General features: G+C 71.1%; 15 protein-coding genes. 9 read left to right on the top strand and 6 right to left on the bottom strand.

Features of this window, described 5'->3' with window-relative positions; translation table 11 throughout:
- Window positions 1-74: 74 nt before the first annotated feature.
- Genes ATL45_RS30340 through ATL45_RS30350 form a run of 3 tightly spaced genes read left to right on the top strand, consistent with a single transcriptional unit; the run spans window position 75 to window position 3,735 of the window.
- A complete protein-coding gene (locus tag ATL45_RS30340) occupies window positions 75-1,547 on the top strand; it encodes an amino acid permease (RefSeq protein WP_093146412.1) in 1,473 nt (490 codons plus the stop codon).
- Entirely contained in the window at window positions 1,544-2,914 is a 1,371-nt protein-coding gene (locus tag ATL45_RS39835; protein ID WP_093146413.1) for a GntT/GntP/DsdX family permease, read from the top strand. The genes ATL45_RS30340 and ATL45_RS39835 overlap by 4 nt, the downstream gene beginning before the upstream one ends.
- 23 nt (window positions 2,915-2,937) lie before the next feature.
- Complete coding sequence (locus ATL45_RS30350) at window positions 2,938-3,735, top strand: serine hydrolase (protein ID WP_093146414.1); 798 nt, start codon at window positions 2,938-2,940, stop codon at window positions 3,733-3,735.
- A 6-nt stretch (window positions 3,736-3,741) separates the two neighbouring features.
- Here ATL45_RS30350 and ATL45_RS30355 read toward each other — a convergent pair whose 3' ends face one another.
- Window positions 3,742-4,131 (bottom strand): VOC family protein, encoded by a 390-nt coding sequence (locus tag ATL45_RS30355; RefSeq protein WP_093146415.1) that lies wholly within the window; start codon window positions 4,129-4,131, stop codon window positions 3,742-3,744.
- A 374-nt stretch (window positions 4,132-4,505) separates the two neighbouring features.
- Here ATL45_RS30355 and ATL45_RS30360 point away from each other — a divergent pair, with 374 nt between their 5' ends.
- Window positions 4,506-5,147 carry a hypothetical protein gene (locus ATL45_RS30360; RefSeq protein WP_093146416.1) on the top strand — a complete coding sequence of 214 codons (642 nt, stop codon included), beginning with the start codon at window positions 4,506-4,508 and terminating at the stop codon, window positions 5,145-5,147.
- Between the two features lie 84 nt (window positions 5,148-5,231).
- On the opposite strand, the gene ATL45_RS30365 is transcribed toward ATL45_RS30360, so the two are convergent.
- Window positions 5,232-6,110, bottom strand: coding sequence for a MurR/RpiR family transcriptional regulator (locus ATL45_RS30365; RefSeq protein WP_093146417.1), 879 nt, complete (start codon window positions 6,108-6,110; stop codon window positions 5,232-5,234).
- Window positions 6,111-6,249: 139 nt separating this feature from the next.
- On the opposite strand from ATL45_RS30365, the gene ATL45_RS30370 reads away from it, so the two are divergent.
- From ATL45_RS30370 to ATL45_RS30380, 3 genes are read left to right on the top strand one after another with little or no spacing between them, the layout of a single operon-like run.
- Window positions 6,250-7,629 carry an MFS transporter gene (locus ATL45_RS30370; protein WP_093146418.1) on the top strand — a complete coding sequence of 460 codons (1,380 nt, stop codon included), beginning with the start codon at window positions 6,250-6,252 and terminating at the stop codon, window positions 7,627-7,629.
- Window positions 7,626-8,081: a GAF domain-containing protein gene (locus tag ATL45_RS30375; protein WP_093146419.1), complete on the top strand. Its 456-nt coding sequence runs from the start codon at window positions 7,626-7,628 to the stop codon at window positions 8,079-8,081. Before ATL45_RS30370 ends, ATL45_RS30375 begins: the two co-directional genes overlap by 4 nt.
- Entirely contained in the window at window positions 8,078-9,301 is a 1,224-nt protein-coding gene (locus ATL45_RS30380; RefSeq protein ID WP_093146420.1) for a metal-dependent hydrolase family protein, read from the top strand. Before ATL45_RS30375 ends, ATL45_RS30380 begins: the two co-directional genes overlap by 4 nt.
- A gap of 58 nt (window positions 9,302-9,359) precedes the next feature.
- Here the strand turns inward: ATL45_RS30380 and ATL45_RS30385 are convergent, their stop codons facing one another.
- Complete coding sequence (locus ATL45_RS30385; RefSeq protein ID WP_093146421.1) at window positions 9,360-10,235, bottom strand: NAD(P)-dependent oxidoreductase; 876 nt, start codon at window positions 10,233-10,235, stop codon at window positions 9,360-9,362.
- Between the two features lie 112 nt (window positions 10,236-10,347).
- Between ATL45_RS30385 and ATL45_RS30390 the strand changes: the two genes are divergently transcribed.
- Window positions 10,348-10,710 (top strand): winged helix-turn-helix transcriptional regulator, encoded by a 363-nt coding sequence (locus tag ATL45_RS30390; protein WP_093146422.1) that lies wholly within the window; start codon window positions 10,348-10,350, stop codon window positions 10,708-10,710.
- 39 nt (window positions 10,711-10,749) lie between these two features.
- Here the strand turns inward: ATL45_RS30390 and ATL45_RS30395 are convergent, their stop codons facing one another.
- From ATL45_RS30395 to ATL45_RS30405, 3 genes are all read right to left on the bottom strand, one after another.
- On the bottom strand, window positions 10,750-12,936 hold the full coding sequence (locus tag ATL45_RS30395) for a terpene synthase family protein (protein WP_093146423.1): 2,187 nt from the start codon (window positions 12,934-12,936) through the stop codon (window positions 10,750-10,752).
- A gap of 139 nt (window positions 12,937-13,075) precedes the next feature.
- Entirely contained in the window at window positions 13,076-14,680 is a 1,605-nt protein-coding gene (locus ATL45_RS30400) for an amidohydrolase (protein ID WP_093146424.1), read from the bottom strand.
- 209 nt (window positions 14,681-14,889) lie between these two features.
- Window positions 14,890-15,711, bottom strand: coding sequence for a hypothetical protein (locus tag ATL45_RS30405; RefSeq protein WP_093146425.1), 822 nt, complete (start codon window positions 15,709-15,711; stop codon window positions 14,890-14,892).
- 531 nt (window positions 15,712-16,242) lie between these two features.
- Here ATL45_RS30405 and ATL45_RS30410 point away from each other — a divergent pair.
- Window positions 16,243-17,412, top strand: a complete 1,170-nt coding sequence (locus ATL45_RS30410; protein WP_170210542.1) for a Glu/Leu/Phe/Val family dehydrogenase — start codon at window positions 16,243-16,245, stop codon at window positions 17,410-17,412.
- The last annotated feature ends 74 nt before the right edge of the window (window positions 17,413-17,486 follow it).

Below are 17,486 nucleotides of genomic sequence, written 5' to 3' on the forward strand. Positions count from 1 at the left end.
TTTCCCGGGCCGGTTCCATGGACGAACATCCCCGCATCGCTAGCGCATTCGGCGCAGCTCGCGGGGAGGTACTCATGCGCGATGAGACTGCCGCGACGGGTGGGTCGCTGTTCGGCACCGGGCCGAACGGCATCTTCCGCCGCACCGTCCCGAAGCCCGAGGAGCAGACCGACCGGCGGATGCTGCGGGTGCTGGGGCTGCCGCAGCTGACCATGATCGGTGTCGGGGCCATCATCGGCGCCGGGATCTTCAGCCTGGCCGGCGCCGTGGCGCGGGACGTCGCCGGGCCCGCCGTGCTCGTGTCGTTCCTCATCGCCGGGGCGGCTTCGCTGTGCGCGGCCTTCGCCTACGCCGAGTTCGCCGGGATGGTGCCGCGCGCCGGTTCGTCCTACACCTACGCCGCCGCGGTGCTCGGCGAGGTCGTCGGCTGGATCATCGGCTGGGACCTGCTGCTGGAGTACACCGCGATCGTCGCGACGGTGTCCATCGGCATGTCCGGCTACGCCGGGTTCCTGCTGGAATCGGTCGGGCTCCAGCTGCCGGTGTGGATGCTCGGCGCGCCCGGCACCGGCGAGGGCCACCGGGTGGACCTGATCGCGATGCTGATCTGCCTCGGCGTGGCCTGGCTGCTCAACCGCGGCACCAAGACCTCCGCGAAGGTCGACGTGGTGCTCACGGTGGTGAAGATCGCGGTGGTGCTGCTGGTCGTCGTGGTCGGTCTGTCCAAGGTGGACTTCGGGAACCTGACGCCGTTCGCGCCGTTCGGCTGGGGCGGTGCGGTCACCGGTGCGGCGACGGTGTTCTTCGCGGTGTTCGGCTACGACGCGCTGTCCACCGCGGCGGAGGAATCGGTCGAGGCACGCAAGCTGCTGCCCAAGGCCATGATGCTCTCGCTGGCCATCTCGATGGTGCTCTACGTCGGCGCCTGCATCGTGCTCACCGGCATGGTGTCCTACGACCAGGTCGACCCGGACAGCGGTTTCTCCAGCGCGTTCGCCAGCGTCGGATTGTCCGGCGTAGCGGTGGTGATCGCCGTCGGGGCGGTGCTGGGCATCGTCACGGTCAGCTTCTCGTTCATGATGGGCGCGTCCCGGCTGTGGTACGCGCTCAGCCGCGACGGGCTGATGCCCAAGTGGTTCGGCGAGCTGCACCCGGTGCGCCGCGTGCCGCACCGGGCGACGTGGATCCTCGGCATCGTCTCGGCCGTGCTCGCAGGCCTGCTGCCGGTGCAGGAGGCCGCCGAGCTGACCAACATCGGCGTGCTGTTCGCCTTCGTGCTGGTCTGCGCGGCGGTCGTGGTGCTGCGCTACCGCAGGCCCGATCTGCCGCGCGGGTTCCGCTGCCCGGGCATGCCGGTCGTGCCGGTGCTGGGCGTGCTGTTCTCCGCCTGGCTGATGTCGTTCCTGGCCGCCGAGACCTGGCTGCGCTTCGCGGGCTGGCTGCTGCTCGGGCTGCTGGTCTACGCGCTCTACAGCTACCGCAGCACCCGCCGGGTGATGCCGGGCGGCTCGGCCGACCTCAGCTCCCTCGACGAGCCCGGCCGATGACCGGCTGGAAGCCGCGGGCCGCGGCCGGTGTCTTCGGGGCCGCGCTGGTCGCGGCGGTGGTGCTGCTGCTGACCGGCTCGGCGGGAACGCTGTGGGGCCTCACGCCGATCGTGGTGTACGCGATCCTGGTGCTGCTCGACGTCGACGTGGTGCTGGCGACGCTCGGCGCGCTCGTCATCGCGGCCATGCAGACCGGGACCGCACCGCTGGAACTGGGCGAGCTGATGGGCGAATCGCTGGGTTCGTTCATCGCAATCGTCGGGCTGATCGTGCTGCTCGGCGGCGGTCTGGGCCGGGTCGTGACGGAGACCGGCGCGGCCGCGACCATGGTCCGCGCCGTGCTGCACGGCATCGGGATCAGCACCCGGCTGCGCTTCCGGATCGGGGTGATGGCCTCGGCGACGCTGCTCGCCGCCGCCCTCGGCACGCTGTCCGGGGCGAGCGCGCTGCTGGTGCCGATCGTGCTGCCGATCGCCGCCGCGCTGCGGCTGACCCCGCCGTCGATGGCCGCGATGCTGCACGCGGGCGCGGCCGCCGGCCTGGTCACCGGCCCGTTCACGCCGCCGGTGGTCACCGTCATGGGCGCGGCGCAGCTCGGCTACGGCGACTACCTGCTCAACGCCGGGATCCCGATGGCCGTCGTGGTCTGGCTGACCGGCCTCGGCATGTCGCACTGGATCCAGCGGCGGACCGAGGGCACCGAGGCCTATCCGGACGAGGTGGCCGACGACCAGGCGCACGCACCGGCCGCGGCGAAGCGCGCGATGGCCGGGTTCCTGGGAAGCATGGCGGTTCTGGTGGTGCTGGGCATCGTGTTCCAGGCGGGCTACACCTACGTGCTGATCGTGATGCCGGTCAGCGCCGCGGTGACCGCGCTGCTCGGGCGCATGGCGCCGAGCGCGGCACTGCAGGCGATGTACCGGGGCGCGCAGCCGCTGCTGTGGTTGTTCCTGCTGTTCTGGCTGCTCAACCCGATGCTGGAGCTGCTGGAGAAGTCCGGCGCCTACGACGCGCTGCAGAACCTGATGGCACCGACGCTCGACGGCGTCGGGCCGTGGCTGTTCTGCATGATCGTGCTGCTGGTGGGATGGCTCGGCATCTCCGGTGCGGCCGTCGCGCAGGTGGTGCTGCTGCAGAAGCTGTTCGGGCCCGCCCTGGCCGCGGTGGGCGTTCCGCCGGGCGCGTGGGCCGCGGTGCTGCTGGGCTCGTCGCAGATCGACTGGTTCGGCCCGTTCCCCGGACCGGACATGATCGGGCAGATGGGGTTGGCGCGCTCCCGCAACCTGCGGATGATGATGTACAACGGCTGGGCGATCATGGTCGCCAACCTGGCGCTGTTCGCCGTGCTGTTCCTGGTCCTCGTCTGAGGGCGGGTGCGCCTGATGGGAGCGTGGTTGTGGGATTCGCGGAGCGGTTGCGTGCGGAGCTGTCGCAGGCCGAGCTGCCGGGTCGCGTCGGGTTCGCCGCGTGGGACCTGACCGAGCGGGAGCCGGTGCTGCTCGGCGCCGAGCGGGTGGTGCCCGCGGCCAGCACGATCAAGGTCCTGATCATGATCAGCGCCCTGCGGGCGGTGCAAGGTGGGCGGATCGGGCTGGACGACGAGGTGGAGCTGCCCGCGCAGCGCGTCGGCGGCGCCGGACTGCTCCGGCTGCTGCGCAGCGTCGACCGGATCTCGCTGCGCGACCTGATCACGCTGATGATCGTGGTCAGCGACAACGCCGCCACCAACGCGGTGATCGACGCCGTCGGCTTCGCCGCGATCCGGGACTGCGCGGCGGATCTGGGCTGCACGGACACCCGCGTCGAACGGCGGCTGATGCACCACCACGAGCCGGGCCGCAACGAGACGACCGCGCTGGACCAGGCCCGCGTGCTCGATCGGCTGGCCGGGGGAACGGCGCTGCCGCCCGAGCTGACCGAGCACGCGCTGGGCGTGCTGGCCGAGCAGCAGGTCCGCGACCGGCTGCCCGCGCTGCTGCCGGTCGGCGCGAATTGCTGGAACAAGACCGGCGAGCTGCTCGGGCTGCGCCACGACGTCGGCCTGCTCGGCACCGACCGCCCGCAGGCGGTGATCGCGGTCCTGGTCGACGAGCTCACCGATGAGCGTTCCCTCAGCGACTACCGGGGCGGCCCGGCCTGCGAGGCCATCGCCGTCCTGGGCCGCGCCGCCTTCGCCGCCTTGAGCTGACCTCGTTCAGGGGTGGCGGCCGGAGAGGACGCAGAACTCGTTGCCCTCCGGGTCGGTGAGGGTCACCCAGCTCTCGTCGCCGGTCTGGCCGACGTCGGCGTGCCGGGCACCCAGGTCGAGCAGCCGGCGGACCTCCTCGTCCTGCTCCACGTCGGTGGTGTTGACGTCCAGGTGGACGCGGTTCTTGACCGCCTTGCCCTCCGGCACGCGCGCGAAGGTCAGCACCGGCGGCACCGGGCCGCGGCGGATCTTGCCCTCGGGCACCTCCGGGGAGCCGATCGTGATGGTTTCGTCGTCCATGTCCTGCACCACGTAGTCGAGGACCGCGCACCAGAACCGCGAGAGCACGGCGGGATCGGCGCAGTCGATCGAGATCTCGGTCAGCTTGCTGGTCATGCCGGGGTCTCCTCGTGGGACGACGGGTTCGTCGAAGGACGCACGTTAACCGCGGCCGCCGTTGTGCCGCAACAGGTTTGATCCGGCATCGCGACCGCGGCGAGCCGGGGTCGGCATGGCGGCTGCCCGCCGGGGCGGCGACCGGAGCCGGGGGCTCCGCCGGTACCGAATGCAGCCCTTCGATATGACCGAAAAGTGAAGTTCCGCTGGCGCTGAGGTCACTCGAATGCGTGTTCTAAAACTGCCTCTGACGTGGTAAGATCTTGTTGTCGGGCAGGGGATTCGGGCACATTTCGACCACTGTGGACTGTCGTGCTCCGGGCACGCGGTCAGCAGTGGCGCTGAATGCTGCCCTCGGCCGCGGAGGGGTACTCGTGGACGGTGTGCACATCGGTCTCGGTTCGTTCCTGGACTACGCGCGCAGCACGCCGCGCGGCTGCGCGGGCATCGTTCGGAACCAGTGGGAGATCTACATCGACGAGACGAGCTTGGCCTGGACGTTCTACGCGCCTTTCCGGTCGGCGCTGCGCAGGGCGGTGAGCTCGCCGGACGCCTCGGAAGTCGTCGCCGAGGCGGTCCGACAGGCCCGCCCGGTGCAGCAACCGCACTTCCAGCAGCTGCACGAGGGGTTCCAGCGCTGGTGGGGCAAGGTCAGGGCCACCGGGGTGCCGATGGAGTCGGCGGCCTGGGATTGCGGCGACCTCTCGGTCACCGTGTCCAGGCGCAGTGCGCTGGCGTTGCGCCACCGGGACGGCCACGCCGAGGTCGTCCTGCCCTACCTGAAGGAGCCGGAGCTCGGAGCGGATTCGGCGAACCTGGCGCTGCGGGTGCTGGAGCACCTGGTGCCGGTCATGCTGCCGGAGGCGACGCCGGTGGTCCTCGACGTGCGGCGCGGTAAAGCGCTGCGGTTGCGCCGGAACACCAACCGCGCGGAGCTCGACGCGCTGCTGGCGGCGGAAGCGGCCAAGTACCTCACGCACTGGGAGGCCATGGCCGAAGTCCGCCGGGCCGAGTGACGGGTTGGCAGCCCTGGATCCGCACGCGGTGCGGCGTGCTGCTCGCACGTCGCACCGCCCGTTCCGGTGCGGTGGCCACCGGATTCAGCCGCGGCGCGGTTGGCGGTGCATCAGGCCGAAGCGCGACCACTGCTCCTCGGCGGCTTCGATCGACCTGCGGGTCCGCTTGGGATCCACTGTGGACAACTGGGCGACGATGGCCTGCGCGACCGCCAGCCCCGGCGTCAGCGACGGGAAGAACGCCGCGCCCTCCGCGGGGATCAGCAGCACTTCCTCGGCCGTGGCGACCAGGGCCGGGCTGGCCGCGTCGGAGAGCACGAAGACGCGCGCGCCACGGGCGTGCGCCTCTTCGGCCGCGGTGACGGTGTTCTGGTACAGCCGCCAGAAGCTGATCGCCACCAGCACGTCGTCGGGCCCGATCCGCGACACCGCGTTGGCCAGGTCGGCGTCGTGCACGACGGTCGCGTCGTACCCGGCGAGCCGCACGTTGTGGGCCAGCGCCGTGCCGATGGCGACGTAGCTGCCGTGGGCCACGATCAGGATTCGCCGCGCTCGCGCCATCGCCTCGGCGATGACGCGGATCTGCTCCTCTTCGAGCCGCCGGTTGAGCACGGCCAGCGATTCCAGGTCTCGTCGCAGCGAGGCGGTGCCCAGCTCTCCCTCGGTGTGCTGGGCGGCGGCGACCTCCGGCGCGCTCAGCGATGACAGGAAACGTGCGCGCAACTCCTGCTGCAGGTCCGACCAGCCGCTGAAGCCGAGCGTCTGCGCGGTCCGGCTCACCGTCGCGACGTTGACGCCGGCCAGTTCGGCGGCCTCGGCGGCGGAGCTGTAGGACACCCGCCGCGGCTGCGTGAGCAGGACCTCCAGCACCGCGGCGCCCTTGGGGCGCAGGCCGCGCTCGGGTACGCGGGCGCGCAGCCAGGTCTCGAAGCCATCAGCTTCCGCGGTGGTGCTTGCGGTCATCGGCCGTCCTTCCTCGTCCTCGCTGGCCGATACACACTGTAATCGCGTCTTCAACGCAACAGATATTGCAAATGCCGACATCCGCACTATATGTTGCCCATCACTCGAATCCGGTGCTGGAACGACCTGGAGGCACCCCTTGTCCCTGCTAGCAAGGCTGGACCGGCTCCCGCTGAGCCGTCCGCACTACCTGTTGCTGCTGCTCGGCGGCCTCGGCTACACCTTCGACGGGATGGACGCCGCCGTGGTGGCCTTCCTGATGCCGAGCGTGCAGGAGGTGTGGGGCCTGACCAACACCCAGCTCGGCCTGGTCGGCTCGGCCGCCCCGTTCGGCTTCCTGTTCGGCGCCACTTGCGCCGGCCTGCTGGGCGACCGGATCGGCCGCCGCAAGGTGATGATGTGGGCGCTGGCCGCCTACGCCCTGTTCTCCGTCATCGCCGCGGTCGCCCCGAACTACGAGATCTTCCTGGTGGCCCGGGTGCTCGCCGGGTTCGGCACCGGTGCCGAGAGCGCGATCATCGCGCCGTTCCTGGCCGAGTTCGTCCCGGCCGCCCGGCGCGGCTGGTTCGTCGGCGCGCTGGCCGGGTTCTTCTCCTTCGGCTTCGTCGGTGCCGCGCTGCTGGGCCGGTTCGTGGTGCAGCCGCTGCCCGAGGGCTGGCGCTGGGCCCAGGTGATCACCGCGCTGCCGATCCTGATGCTGCTCTGGTGGCGGCGTTCGCTGCCGGAGTCCCCGCGCTACCTGCTGGCCACCGGCCGCACCGCCGAAGCCGAGCAGATCGTGGTGGACCTGGAGCGCAAGGTGCAGGCCGCGACGAAGCAGCCGCTGCCGCCGGTGCCCGAGACGGTCGTGGACAAGCCCGCCGAGGCGCGCAAGATCGGCCTGTTCTCCGCGCTGAAGTACCTGTGGAGCGGCGGGATGGCCGGGCGCACCGCGATCACCTGGCTGATCTGGTTCGTGATCACCTTCTCCTACTACGGGTTCTTCACCTGGATCCCGACGCTGCTGGTGCAGCAGGGCATCACGGTCACCAAGAGCTTCGAGTTCTCGATCATCATCTACCTGGCCCAGGTGCCGGGGTACTTCTCGGCGGCGTGGCTGGGCGAGTACCTGGACCGCAAGAACACCATCGCGCTGTACCTGGCGGGTGCGGCGGCCAGCGCGTTCTGGATGTCGCAGATGACCGACCCGGTGTGGATCACCGTCGCGGCAGCGGTGCTGTCGTTCTTCCTCAACGGCACCTACGCGGCGGTGTACTCCTACACCCCCGAGGTGTTCCCGACCTGGATCCGGGCCTCCGGCACCGGCCTGTCCAGCGCGTTCGGCCGGTTCGGCAGCATCATCGCGCCGTCGGTGATCGGCGTCTTCGCGGCCTCGCTCGGCTTCGCGGGAGTCTTCGGCATCACCACCGCGGTGCTCGCCGTCGGCGTCATCTGCACCCTGGTGTTCGGGTTGTCCACGGCGGGACGGTCGCTGGAGGACCTGACCGAACCCGGCTCGCCGAAGGCGGCCGTCCGGTGAACCTGTCCGCTGTGGAAGAAGAGGCCCGGCGGGAGATCGGCGTCCGGCTGTTCACCGTGCTCGCCTGGCTCCCCGGCAGGCGCGTGCTGCACCGGGCGCACACCAGCCACCCCGACCAGTACCCGATCGGCGGTGAGAAGTCCGTCGAGATCGCCGCGGACTGGCTGGACCGCTGCATCAACCGCCAGCAGCCGTTCTTCGGCCCGGACGCCGAGTCGGTCCGCCAGGTCTTCGCCGACCACGCGCTGATCGCGGAACTCGGCTGCGGTTCGGTGATCAACGTGCCGGTGATCGGAGCCGACGGCGCCACGCTGGGCACCCTGGCCCTGCTCGACGCCGAGCACGCCTACGGCCCGGCTCAGGTGGAACGCGCCGTCGAACTGGCCGCTCTCGCCGCTCCCGCGCTGGCCGAACTGGTCCAGCGCCTCGACGACAACCAGGAGGATTCGTGACCGCCCTGCTGCTGCGCTCCGGAAAGCTGCTCGACGTCGAGACCGGCGAGTACGCCGAGGGCGACCTGTTGTGCGCGGACGGCCGGATCGTCGAGTCCGGGCCCGGGCTGACCGCACCGGAGGGCGCGCGGATCGTGGACCTGGCGGGTGCCGCCGTCCTGCCCGGGCTGATCGACGCGCACGTGCACGTCACCGCCGCCACAGCGGATCTCGGTGCGCTGCCGTCCTGGTCGCCCTCCTACGCCGCGGCGCACGCCGGGCGGATCATGGGGCAGATGCTCGACCGCGGCTTCACCACGGTCCGCGACGCTTCGGGTGCCGACTTCGGCCTGGCCGACGCGCAAGCCGAAGGTCTGATCCGCGGGCCGCGGCTGGCGTTCTGCGGCAAGGCGTTGAGCCAGACCGGCGGCCACGGTGACAGCCGCCCGCGCGGGACCGGATTGCACGACGGCCACCAGTGCTGCGCCGGGCTGGGTCGGATCGCGGACGGGGTGGACGCGGTGCGCGCCGCTGCCCGCGACGAGCTGCGCAAGGGCGCCCACCACATCAAGGTGATGGCCGGGGGAGGAGTGGCGTCACCGACCGACCGCATCGACTCCACCCAGTACTCGATGGACGAACTCCGCGCGATCGTGGAGGAAGCCGACGCCGCCAACCGCTACGTGGCGGCGCACGCCTACACGGCGCGGTCGGTCAGCCGGGCGCTGCGGGCGGGCATCCGCTCCATCGAGCACGGCAACCTCATCGACGAGTCCAACCTGCCCGAGTTCCTCGAGCACGACGCGTTCCTGGTGCCGACGCTGGTGACCTACTGGGCGCTCAAGACCGAAGGGCGCGAGTTCGGACTGCCGGAGGACAGCTGGCGCAAGGTCGACGACGTGCTGGGAGCAGGCCTGGCCGCGCTGGAGATGGCCCACCGCGGCGGCGTCAAGATCGCCTACGGCAGCGACCTGCTCGGCGGCATGCACCGCCACCAGAACGAGGAGTTCCGGATCCGCTGCGAGGTCCAGCAGCCGCTGGACGTGATCCGCGCGGCGACCAGCACGGCGGCCGATCTGCTCGGCATGACCGGCGAGATCGGCACCCTCCGCGTGGGCGCCCTGGCGGACCTGGTGGTCGTCGGCGGAGACCCGCTGGCCGACATCGCCAAGCTCGCCGAACCCGAGCACGTCCGCCACGTCGTGCAGGGCGGCCACCTGGTCTCCGGGACCGAGCGCTGAGATCCCGGCCGGATCGGCGGCTCCGCGCGGAACCGCCGATCCGGCCGGGTGTTCCGGCTCAAGCCGGGTGCTTGATGCTCTCGATGATGCGGGGGAAGGCCTCCTTGCCGTACCCGGCGTCGATCTGGCGCTGGATGAGGTTCTGCACCACGTCGATCACCTCGGTGCTGATGCCCTGGGCAGCACTGGCGGCGATGATGTCGTCGAGGCTGGAGAACTCCAGGCTCTGCTGCCCGTCGACGGTGTAGTCCCCGCCGTCGATCACGGCGGCCAGCTGGCCCAGCGATCCGGTCATCGCCGCGATCCAGGCCGATGCCCGCTCGGCGAACGCGCCCGCCGACACGCCCGCGGGCGCCACCATGGCGGCACCGTGCATGAAACCGGCGAACATGACGTACATCCCCGACAGCAGCGCGAGGTCGTACAGCGACGCCACGCCGGCGTCCTCGCCGAAGTACGCGCTCTCGCCCCACAGGTCCAGCAGCGGGCGGTGCTGCTCGAACACCGCCGCCGATCCGCTGTAGAGGATCGACGAACCCGGCCGGCCGATCATCGACGGGATGGCCATGATGCCGCCGTCCAGGTACTCGATGCCGTGCCCGGCGGCCCAGGCGGCGATCTCTCTGGACTGGTCCGGCGAGGTCGTGGTGACGTTGATCAGCGTCCGCCCGGCCAGCTGGTCGACCACCGGATCGAGGGTCTCGTGGACCGAGGCGGCGTCGTACAGGCACGCGATGACCACGTCAGCGGCGGCCACCGCGTCGCGGACCGAACCGGTGGCGACCGCGCCCCGCTCGACCAGCGCACCGGCCTTGCCCGGTGACCGGTTCCAGACCGTCGTCGGGTACCCCGCGTCGAGGACCGCGACGGCCAGCGCACTGCCCATCGCACCCAGACCGAGCAGGCTGACGCGGGTGTTCTTCTCGTTGCTCAACTTCGTTTCTCCTCAGTGCTTTCCGATGTTCGAATCCTTTCCGCAACCGGTAGGCTCGACAAGTACCGACTAATTAGTGGGGTACTTACCTTTTGGGAAGTGAGGCGGGCGGATGGCGAAGGAAACCCGGCGCGGGCCCTACTTCTGCGGCATCGACGCCGCGATGGACGTGGTGTCCGGCAAGTGGAAGGCGCTGATCATCTGGGAGCTGCACGAGCACGGCACCCGGCGCTTCGCCGAACTGCGGCGCGGCCTGCCCGGCGTGACCGAGAAGATGCTCACCCAGCACCTCCGCGAGATGGAGCAGGACGAGCTGGTGCACCGCGAGGTCTACCGGGAGGTCCCGCCCAAGGTGGAGTACTCCCTGACCGAGCACGGCGAGTCGCTCAACCGCGCGCTGGCGCCGCTCGGTGAATGGGGCATCGAGCGCAGCCGCCGCATCGGCGCGGAGACGGTGCACGACGTCGCGAACTGACGGCCGCCTCCGTCCGGGGACGAAGGCGGCCGTCCGGCGCTAGCCGACCACCGGGTCCCAGGTGAGGCGCGCGGCCGAGGTGCCGAGGCCGGTGGGGCGGGGCACCGCGATGTTGTGGCGGAGCTCGGCGTCGAAGTAGCGCCGGCACTCGCGGTGCCAGTTGAGGATCCCGGCCATCCAGTCCTGCAGCTCCGAGGCGTAGCGGGTGAGCGTCGCGCGGGCTTCGGCGTCCAGGTCCCGCTCGGCGAACAGGGCCGGGAGCTCGACGTCCACGGTGCGCTCGAACTGCCGCAGGCGCGCGTCCATCAGGTCGTGCACCACCTGGAAGGCCCGGTCCAGGTCGCAGTCCAGGAAGTTCTGCACCACCAGCACCGCGTTGTGCACCTCGCCCTCGTACTGGATCTCCTTGCGGTAGGAGTACACGTCGTTGACCAGCGTCGCGAAGTCGGTCGCCGAGTTCTCCATCGCCCGGATGGTGCGGGTGCGGTAGATCTCCGGTGGCACGGTCGCGCCGTGGGAGAACCGGGACAGGCTCATGGTGAGCTCGGTCCCGAAGGTGCGGCGCCGCATCTCGACGTAGTCGACCGGGTCGGGGATCCGGTTCTGGTGCTGGTTGTCCAGTTCCCACAGCCAGCTGTCCAGCATCACCTCGACGGTGCCGCGGAACGCCCGGCGCTTGTCCACCGTCAGCGGGCCCGCCGTGCGCAGCCACAGATCCGCGAGCCCGTGCTCCAGCGCGTTGACCGGGACGACGGGACTGCTGCCCTCGACCGGCATGAGCTCCTTGAGGCGCGCGGTGAGCGCTTTGGCGCCCGCCATGTCGCGCGTGTGCCCGAAGACCTGCGGGTAGTAGTCATCGCCGTAGGTGCCCCAGGTCAGCCACGCCGAAGCCAGGTCGATCTCCTCGATGGTGGCGTCCGGATCGAGACCGGCGGCGCAGTGCGGGAGGTCGTTGGCGCGCATCGCCGGCTCGTCCCACACCGCGGGCACGTCGGTGAAGATGCCGATGGAGCGCGCCCACTCGACGGCGTGCTCGCGGGCCAGGTCCAGGTGCGGCGAGAGCGAAACCGGGTACGGCAGCCGGATTTCCCGGTGCGGCACGTGCCCGACCGGCTGGAACGGGGTCCGCGTGTAGCTGCGCATCCGCTGCGGTGCGGTGCTGATCAGCGAGGAGATGATCCGGGCCGCCGAGGTGCCCAGCCCGGTCGGCCCGGCCAGCACGCTGGAGGCGCCGCCTTCGGGGTACCGGCCGGACTGCACGTGCCACTCGTGGCCGCCGGACTGCCAGTCCTGCAAGCCCTTCACGTAGCCGAGCACCGCCAGCCTGCCCGGCGGATCGATGCCCCGTTCGTCGAGCAGCTGCGGCACCTCGGTCAGCGCCGTGTGCTCGAACTGGTGCAACCGCGAGGTCAGCAGGTCGTTGACCGCCTCCGCGGCCTGCTGGGTCGAGCAGTCGAGGAACCTCTCGAAGACCAGCACGCCGTTGCTCAGCTCGCCCTCGTCCCGCACCTCCCGCTCGTAGGAGAACAGGTCGTTGCGCAGGTGCACCGCGTCGGAGAAGGTGTCGCGCAGCACCTGCATCGGCCTGCTCGCGGCGATCTCGGCGGGCACCTCGGCGCCCACCGCGTGCTCCACCAGGTTCGCCGACCACGGCGCGCCACCGACCTTGCGGCGCATCTCGATGTACTCGATGGGGTTGGACAGCCGGTTCTCGCTGATGTTGGTCAGCTCCCACAGCGATTCGTCCAGCAGGTGCTTGGTGTTCTCGGCGAACCGCCGCCGCCAGTCCGCGCTCATCGACGGCACGGTGCGCTCCCACAGGTCCGCCAGCCCGCGCTCCACCGGGTTGGCGGGCTCGGCGGTGATCGGTCCCTCGACCGGCATGAAGGCGGGCAGCCGTTCGAGGTGCTCGCGCGCGCCCGGCAGATCCGGATTCCGCTTGTACAGCTCCACGAAGTGGTCGTCGAAGTAGAACACCCACACGTACCAGTCGGTGATCAGGTCCAGCTCCGCGCCGTCGGCGTCGGGGTGGGTGTAAGCGCACAGCAGCGCGTAGTCGTGCCGGTCGAGATCCGATTCGGTCCAGATGTCCACGCCGTGCTGCGGCGCGTCGATCATGTCCATCCGCCGGGCCCAGGTCTTGCTGTGCTCCCGGGCCCGTTCCAGGTTCGGGTTCAGCCGTGCCGGGTAGGACAGGTAGAACTCCGGCAGCCGGAAGGCCTGCATGGTCCGCGCACCTCTCTGCGATGGTCACCGACCCTGCGCACGAAACCAGTCGCGCCCGCGGCGGCCAATGCCCCGGATGCCCTTCCACACGATCGGGAGGCCGTGTCGCCCGCACGGCCCAGCGCGGGGTTGCGGTCGGTCACCTCCGCTGGTGCACCACTGCTCCGTCGACCATCGTCAGCTCCACCTCGCACCGCCAGATCTCGTTCGGCGGCAAGGCGAACGGGTCGCGGTCCAGCAGCACCAGATCGGCGGCCTTGCCGACCTCCACGGTGCCGGTCTCCCGCTCGGCGTGGTTGACCCACGCGCTGCCCGCGGTGTAGGCGGCGAGCGCGTCGACGAGGTCGAGCGCCTGATCGGGCCGGAACGGCGGGTCGTCGGTGCCGGGCTCGCTGCGGTTGACCGCGACGTGCACGCCCAGCACCGGATCGGCCTCGGACACCGGCCAGTCGCTGCCCGCTGCCAGCACCGCTCCCGCCGCGCGCAGCGAGCGGAACGGGTACTGCCAGCCGGCCCGCCGGTGGCCCAGGCGCGGCACGGTCAGCTCGGTCATCGCGGCGTCGTTGACCGCCCACCGGGGCTGGATCGTGGCCGTCACGCCGAGTTCGCGGAAGCGCGGCACGTCGGAGGGGTGCACGACCTGCACGTGCGCGATCTGGTGGCGGAGGCCTCGTTCGCGCGCACCGGAGAGGGCGTCCAGCACGTCGCGCACCGCGCGGTCGCCGATGGCGTGGAAGTGCAGCTGGAAACCGGCGTCGGCGAGCTCCGGCACCACCTCGGCGAGCAGCTCGGAGTCCACGAAGGACAGTCCGCTGCCGTGCCTGCCGAGGTAGGGGAGCTGCAGCGCGGCGGTGAAGTTCTCGCACACGCCGTCCTGCATGATCTTCACGGTCCCAGCCCGGAACCGGTGTCCGCGCGCCTGACCGCGGCGGTGCCGCAGCTCCTCGATCTGCTCCCTGCCGCGGCCGCGGTCCCACCACAGCGCGCCGCGCACCTTGCCGGTCAGCAGCCCGCGCCGGTCGGCGTCCAGGTAGGTCGCCAGCGTGTCGTCGTAGCCGAGGTAGGGGCCGACGATCGCGTCGTGCCACGACGTCACGCCGCGCGAGTGCAGGTGCCGCTGGCCCTCCAGCAGCCCGGCGAGGTACTCCGCGCCGCCGGTCGTCGGCAGCACCCGCTCGACCAGCCGGGTCGCGCCCTCGTGCAGGGTGCCGGAGGGTTCGCCGTCGGCGTCGCGTTCGACCCGGCCGTCCGGCGGGTCGGGGGTGTGCCGGTCGATCCCGGCGAGCCGCAGCGCGGTGGTGTTCACCCAGGCGCCGTGGTGGTCGCGGTTGAGCAGGTACGCCGGGCGCGTTCCGGTCACCTGGTCCAGAGCGGCCCGGTGCGGTGCGCCGCCGGGGAACTGCGCCATGTCCCAACCGCCGCCGAGCACCCAGCCGGCTTCCGGGTGCGCGCGCTGGTAGGCCTCGACCTGGCGTAGGCACTGCGCGGCGTCGAGGCAGTCGGTGAGGTCGCAGCGCAGCCGTTCGATCCCGCCGTAGACCGGGTGCACGTGGGCGTCGTGGAAACCCGGCAGCAGCAACCGGCCGCGGAGGTCGACGAACTCGGTGCGCGAGGACCAGTGCGCCCGCACGGCATCGCGTCCGACGGCGACGATCCGCCCGTCCCGCACCGCCACCGCATCGGTGAACGACCGGGCGGCGTCCATTGTGGCCACCGGTCCACCGGCGAACACCACATCGCGCATGCCGGGATTGTGTCAGCTCCGCCGAACCGGCACCTCGCCCGACCGAGAACCCGGCCTGCCGCGAACCGCGGTTCCACCGGTGCGTCCGTCCTCCGACGCACCGGAGGACGCGGGTGGCTCGGTCGTCCGGTGCTCGGACTCCGCAATTTCAATGGAAATCAGACTGCTGATTTCCATTGAAATTGCACTCGGCACCTCGGACCGGACGGCTACTGGCGCTGCTCGCCGGTGATCAGGGTGACCGCCTGCTCGCGGACCGGTTCGGCGACCTCGGGGACCCGGAAGCCCTGGCGGCGGATGTGCGCCACGAGGTCGGCCTCCGGGGCGACTCCGTGCTGGCGCAGGTAGTAGCCGACCGCGCCCGGCCAGACCCAGGTGCCGTCGGTGTGGAAGGTCATCGGCACCGACGGGGTCCGGTTCGGGTCGAGCCGGTCGTTGTCGTAGCTGCGCGCCGCCAGCACGATCGGCGCCTGCTCCAGGTAGTCCGCGACCGGCTCCAGCTCGGCCGGGTCGATCGCCGGGCGGTCGGTGATCGGGCGGCCCGAGTCGTCGAAGACCTCCGCGGTGCGCAGCTGCTGCGCCGCGGGGCTGCCCGAGAGCCAGTCCGGGATGGCCGACGCGGGGCGCGGGAAGCGGCTGAGCTCGTCGGCGTGGGCGGCGGCCGGGGGAGCGGTGCGCCAGTTCGGCTCGTAGTCCCCGTTGAAGTCGACGGTGTAGCTGCCGGGGCGCTGCAGCCGGTACAGCGCGCTCACCCAGGTGCCGCGGTCCGGCTGGTACATGCCCTGCCGCAGCCGGCCGAACGCCTCGGCGGCCTCCGCGGGAGGGGCCAGCGGGACGGCGGTGCCGTTGGGCGCGATCAGCTGCGCGACGAGTTCCTGGTGGCCGCCCAGCGCGCGGTACTCGACGGTGGCCTCGCGCCAACCGGGGGGCAGCGCGCGCACGATCAGCCGGCCGATCTCCTGGATCAGCTGCTGCTGCGTCGCCTCGTCCAGCGATCCCGGTAGGTCATGGGGTCGTCCCGGTTGGCTCATGCTCGCATCCTCCCAGCCGCCCGGTGATCTTGGGAGTGGTTTGGTCCAAGTCCCGGCGCGGTTCGCGCTACGCCCTCATCCGTCGCGATCGGAAGCTTAGAACCGCGCATCCCCCGTTCGTGTGACCTGGGGTCCGGATGGTCTTCCGGTGCTGGTCGGAGGCATTTCCGATGGTCTTGTCGGCGGCGGTCGCACACCCGTTCCGATGACGAACGGCTTGTCCGAGAAGTCGATTGTTGACAATCCAAACCGGCCGCCCTTAACTTCGAGCCATCCGGGCTGAAAGCGGGAGGTGGATCATGCGAGCGGAGTCGTACCGAAACCCGCGTCCAGCCCGGTGGTTGTCCTCTTCCTCGCTCTGGCTGCGACATCACTGACCGACCTGATCGGCAGTGGGGCGAGCATCGCGATTCCGCGGCTCGCAGGTAGTTCGATCACTGGTTGCACTCATTCCCCGCCCGGGTTCTCCGCGGCGGGTCAACGCGTACTGGGAAGGAGGTTCGGCCCGTGGCACTCGTCGACCGCGACCCGATGATGCGGGTGATCTGGACGGATCCGGTGACCGGCCGCAACGGTTACCTGGTGGTGCACAGCCTGGTGTCCGGTCTGGCCACCGGCGGGACCCGGATGCGTGCCGGGTGCACCCTGACCGAAGTGGAAGACCTGGCGCGCGGCATGGCGCGCAAGACCGCCGTGTTCGACCTGCCGGTGGGCGGGGCGAAGGGCGGGATCGACTGCGACCCGAAGGACCCGGAGGCCAAGGGCGTCCTGCGCCGCTTCGTGCAGTCGATGCGCCCGTACCTGGACGCGCACTGGGTGACGGCGGAGGACCTCGGGGTGCCGCAGCACCTGATCGACGAGGTGTTCGCCGACGTGGGGCTGCACCAGTCCTACCACGCTGCGATCAGGCGGTCCCCGGACGCCGAGCGCACGCTGCGCCGCGTCCGAGCCGGGCTCAACGCCCCGGTACCCGGCGGGCTGCTGCTCGGTGACGTGGTCGGCGGCTACGGCGTCGCGCAGAGCTGCCTCGGTGTCGTGCACGCGAGGGGCTGGGCTCCCGCCGACACCACGGTCGCGGTGCAGGGCGTCGGCACGATGGGCGGCGGTGCGGCCTACTACCTGCACGAGGCCGGGCTGAAGGTGGTGTCGATGGCCGACGCGGCCGGAACGCTGCACGACCCCGACGGGCTGGACGTCCCGGCGCTGCTGGACGCCCGCGACCGGTTCGGCGAGATCGACCGCGCCCAGGTGCCCGACCACGTCCAGCGCGCGCCGCGCGAAGCGATCCTCGGCGCCGACGTCGACGTGCTCATCCCGGCCGCGGTGTCCTACGCGATCGCCCCGCCGCAGGTTCCGGAGATCAACGCGAAGGTGATCGTCGAGGCGGCCAACACCCCGGTGACGGCCGACGCGGAGGAAATGCTGGCCACGCGCGGCATTCCGGTCATCCCGGACTTCGTGGCCAACGCGGGCGCGGTCGCCTGGGCCTGGTGGCTGCTGCTGGGCCGGGTGGACGCCGACCCGGTGCTGTCCTTCCAGGTGCTGCGGGAGGAGATGCTGGCGAAGATCCCGCCGCTGCTGGCGGCGTGGGACGCCGAAGGGCTCACGCCGCGGGCCGCGGCACTGCTGCTCGCCGAGCAGCGGACCGAGCAGAACCTCGCCGCGGAAGCCCGCGGGCAGGGACTGCTGAGCATTCCCTGAAAACCGGTGCCCGGCGGCGGTGTTGACAGGCGGCGATCGACGTGTGACAACCCGCAGCCGGAGTGCTAGCGTTG

Source organism: Saccharopolyspora antimicrobica (assembly GCF_003635025.1).
Lineage (GTDB): Bacteria > Actinomycetota > Actinomycetes > Mycobacteriales > Pseudonocardiaceae > Saccharopolyspora > Saccharopolyspora antimicrobica.

Excerpts from the sequence above, each read along its gene's own strand:
- ATL45_RS30340 (WP_093146412.1), top strand. The coding sequence starts at position 75 with ATGCGCGATGAGACTGCCGCGACGGGTGGGTCGCTGTTCGGCACCGGG.
- ATL45_RS30405 (WP_093146425.1), bottom strand. The coding sequence starts at position 15,711 with ATGAGCCAACCGGGACGACCCCATGACCTACCGGGATCGCTGGACGAG.
- ATL45_RS30410 (WP_170210542.1), top strand. The coding sequence starts at position 16,243 with ATGATGCGGGTGATCTGGACGGATCCGGTGACCGGCCGCAACGGTTAC.
- ATL45_RS30390 (WP_093146422.1), top strand. The coding sequence starts at position 10,348 with ATGGCGAAGGAAACCCGGCGCGGGCCCTACTTCTGCGGCATCGACGCC.
- ATL45_RS30400 (WP_093146424.1), bottom strand. The coding sequence starts at position 14,680 with ATGCGCGATGTGGTGTTCGCCGGTGGACCGGTGGCCACAATGGACGCC.
- ATL45_RS30355 (WP_093146415.1), bottom strand. The coding sequence starts at position 4,131 with ATGACCAGCAAGCTGACCGAGATCTCGATCGACTGCGCCGATCCCGCC.
- ATL45_RS39835 (WP_093146413.1), top strand. The coding sequence starts at position 1,544 with ATGACCGGCTGGAAGCCGCGGGCCGCGGCCGGTGTCTTCGGGGCCGCG.
- ATL45_RS30365 (WP_093146417.1), bottom strand. The coding sequence starts at position 6,110 with ATGACCGCAAGCACCACCGCGGAAGCTGATGGCTTCGAGACCTGGCTG.
- ATL45_RS30395 (WP_093146423.1), bottom strand. The coding sequence starts at position 12,936 with ATGCAGGCCTTCCGGCTGCCGGAGTTCTACCTGTCCTACCCGGCACGG.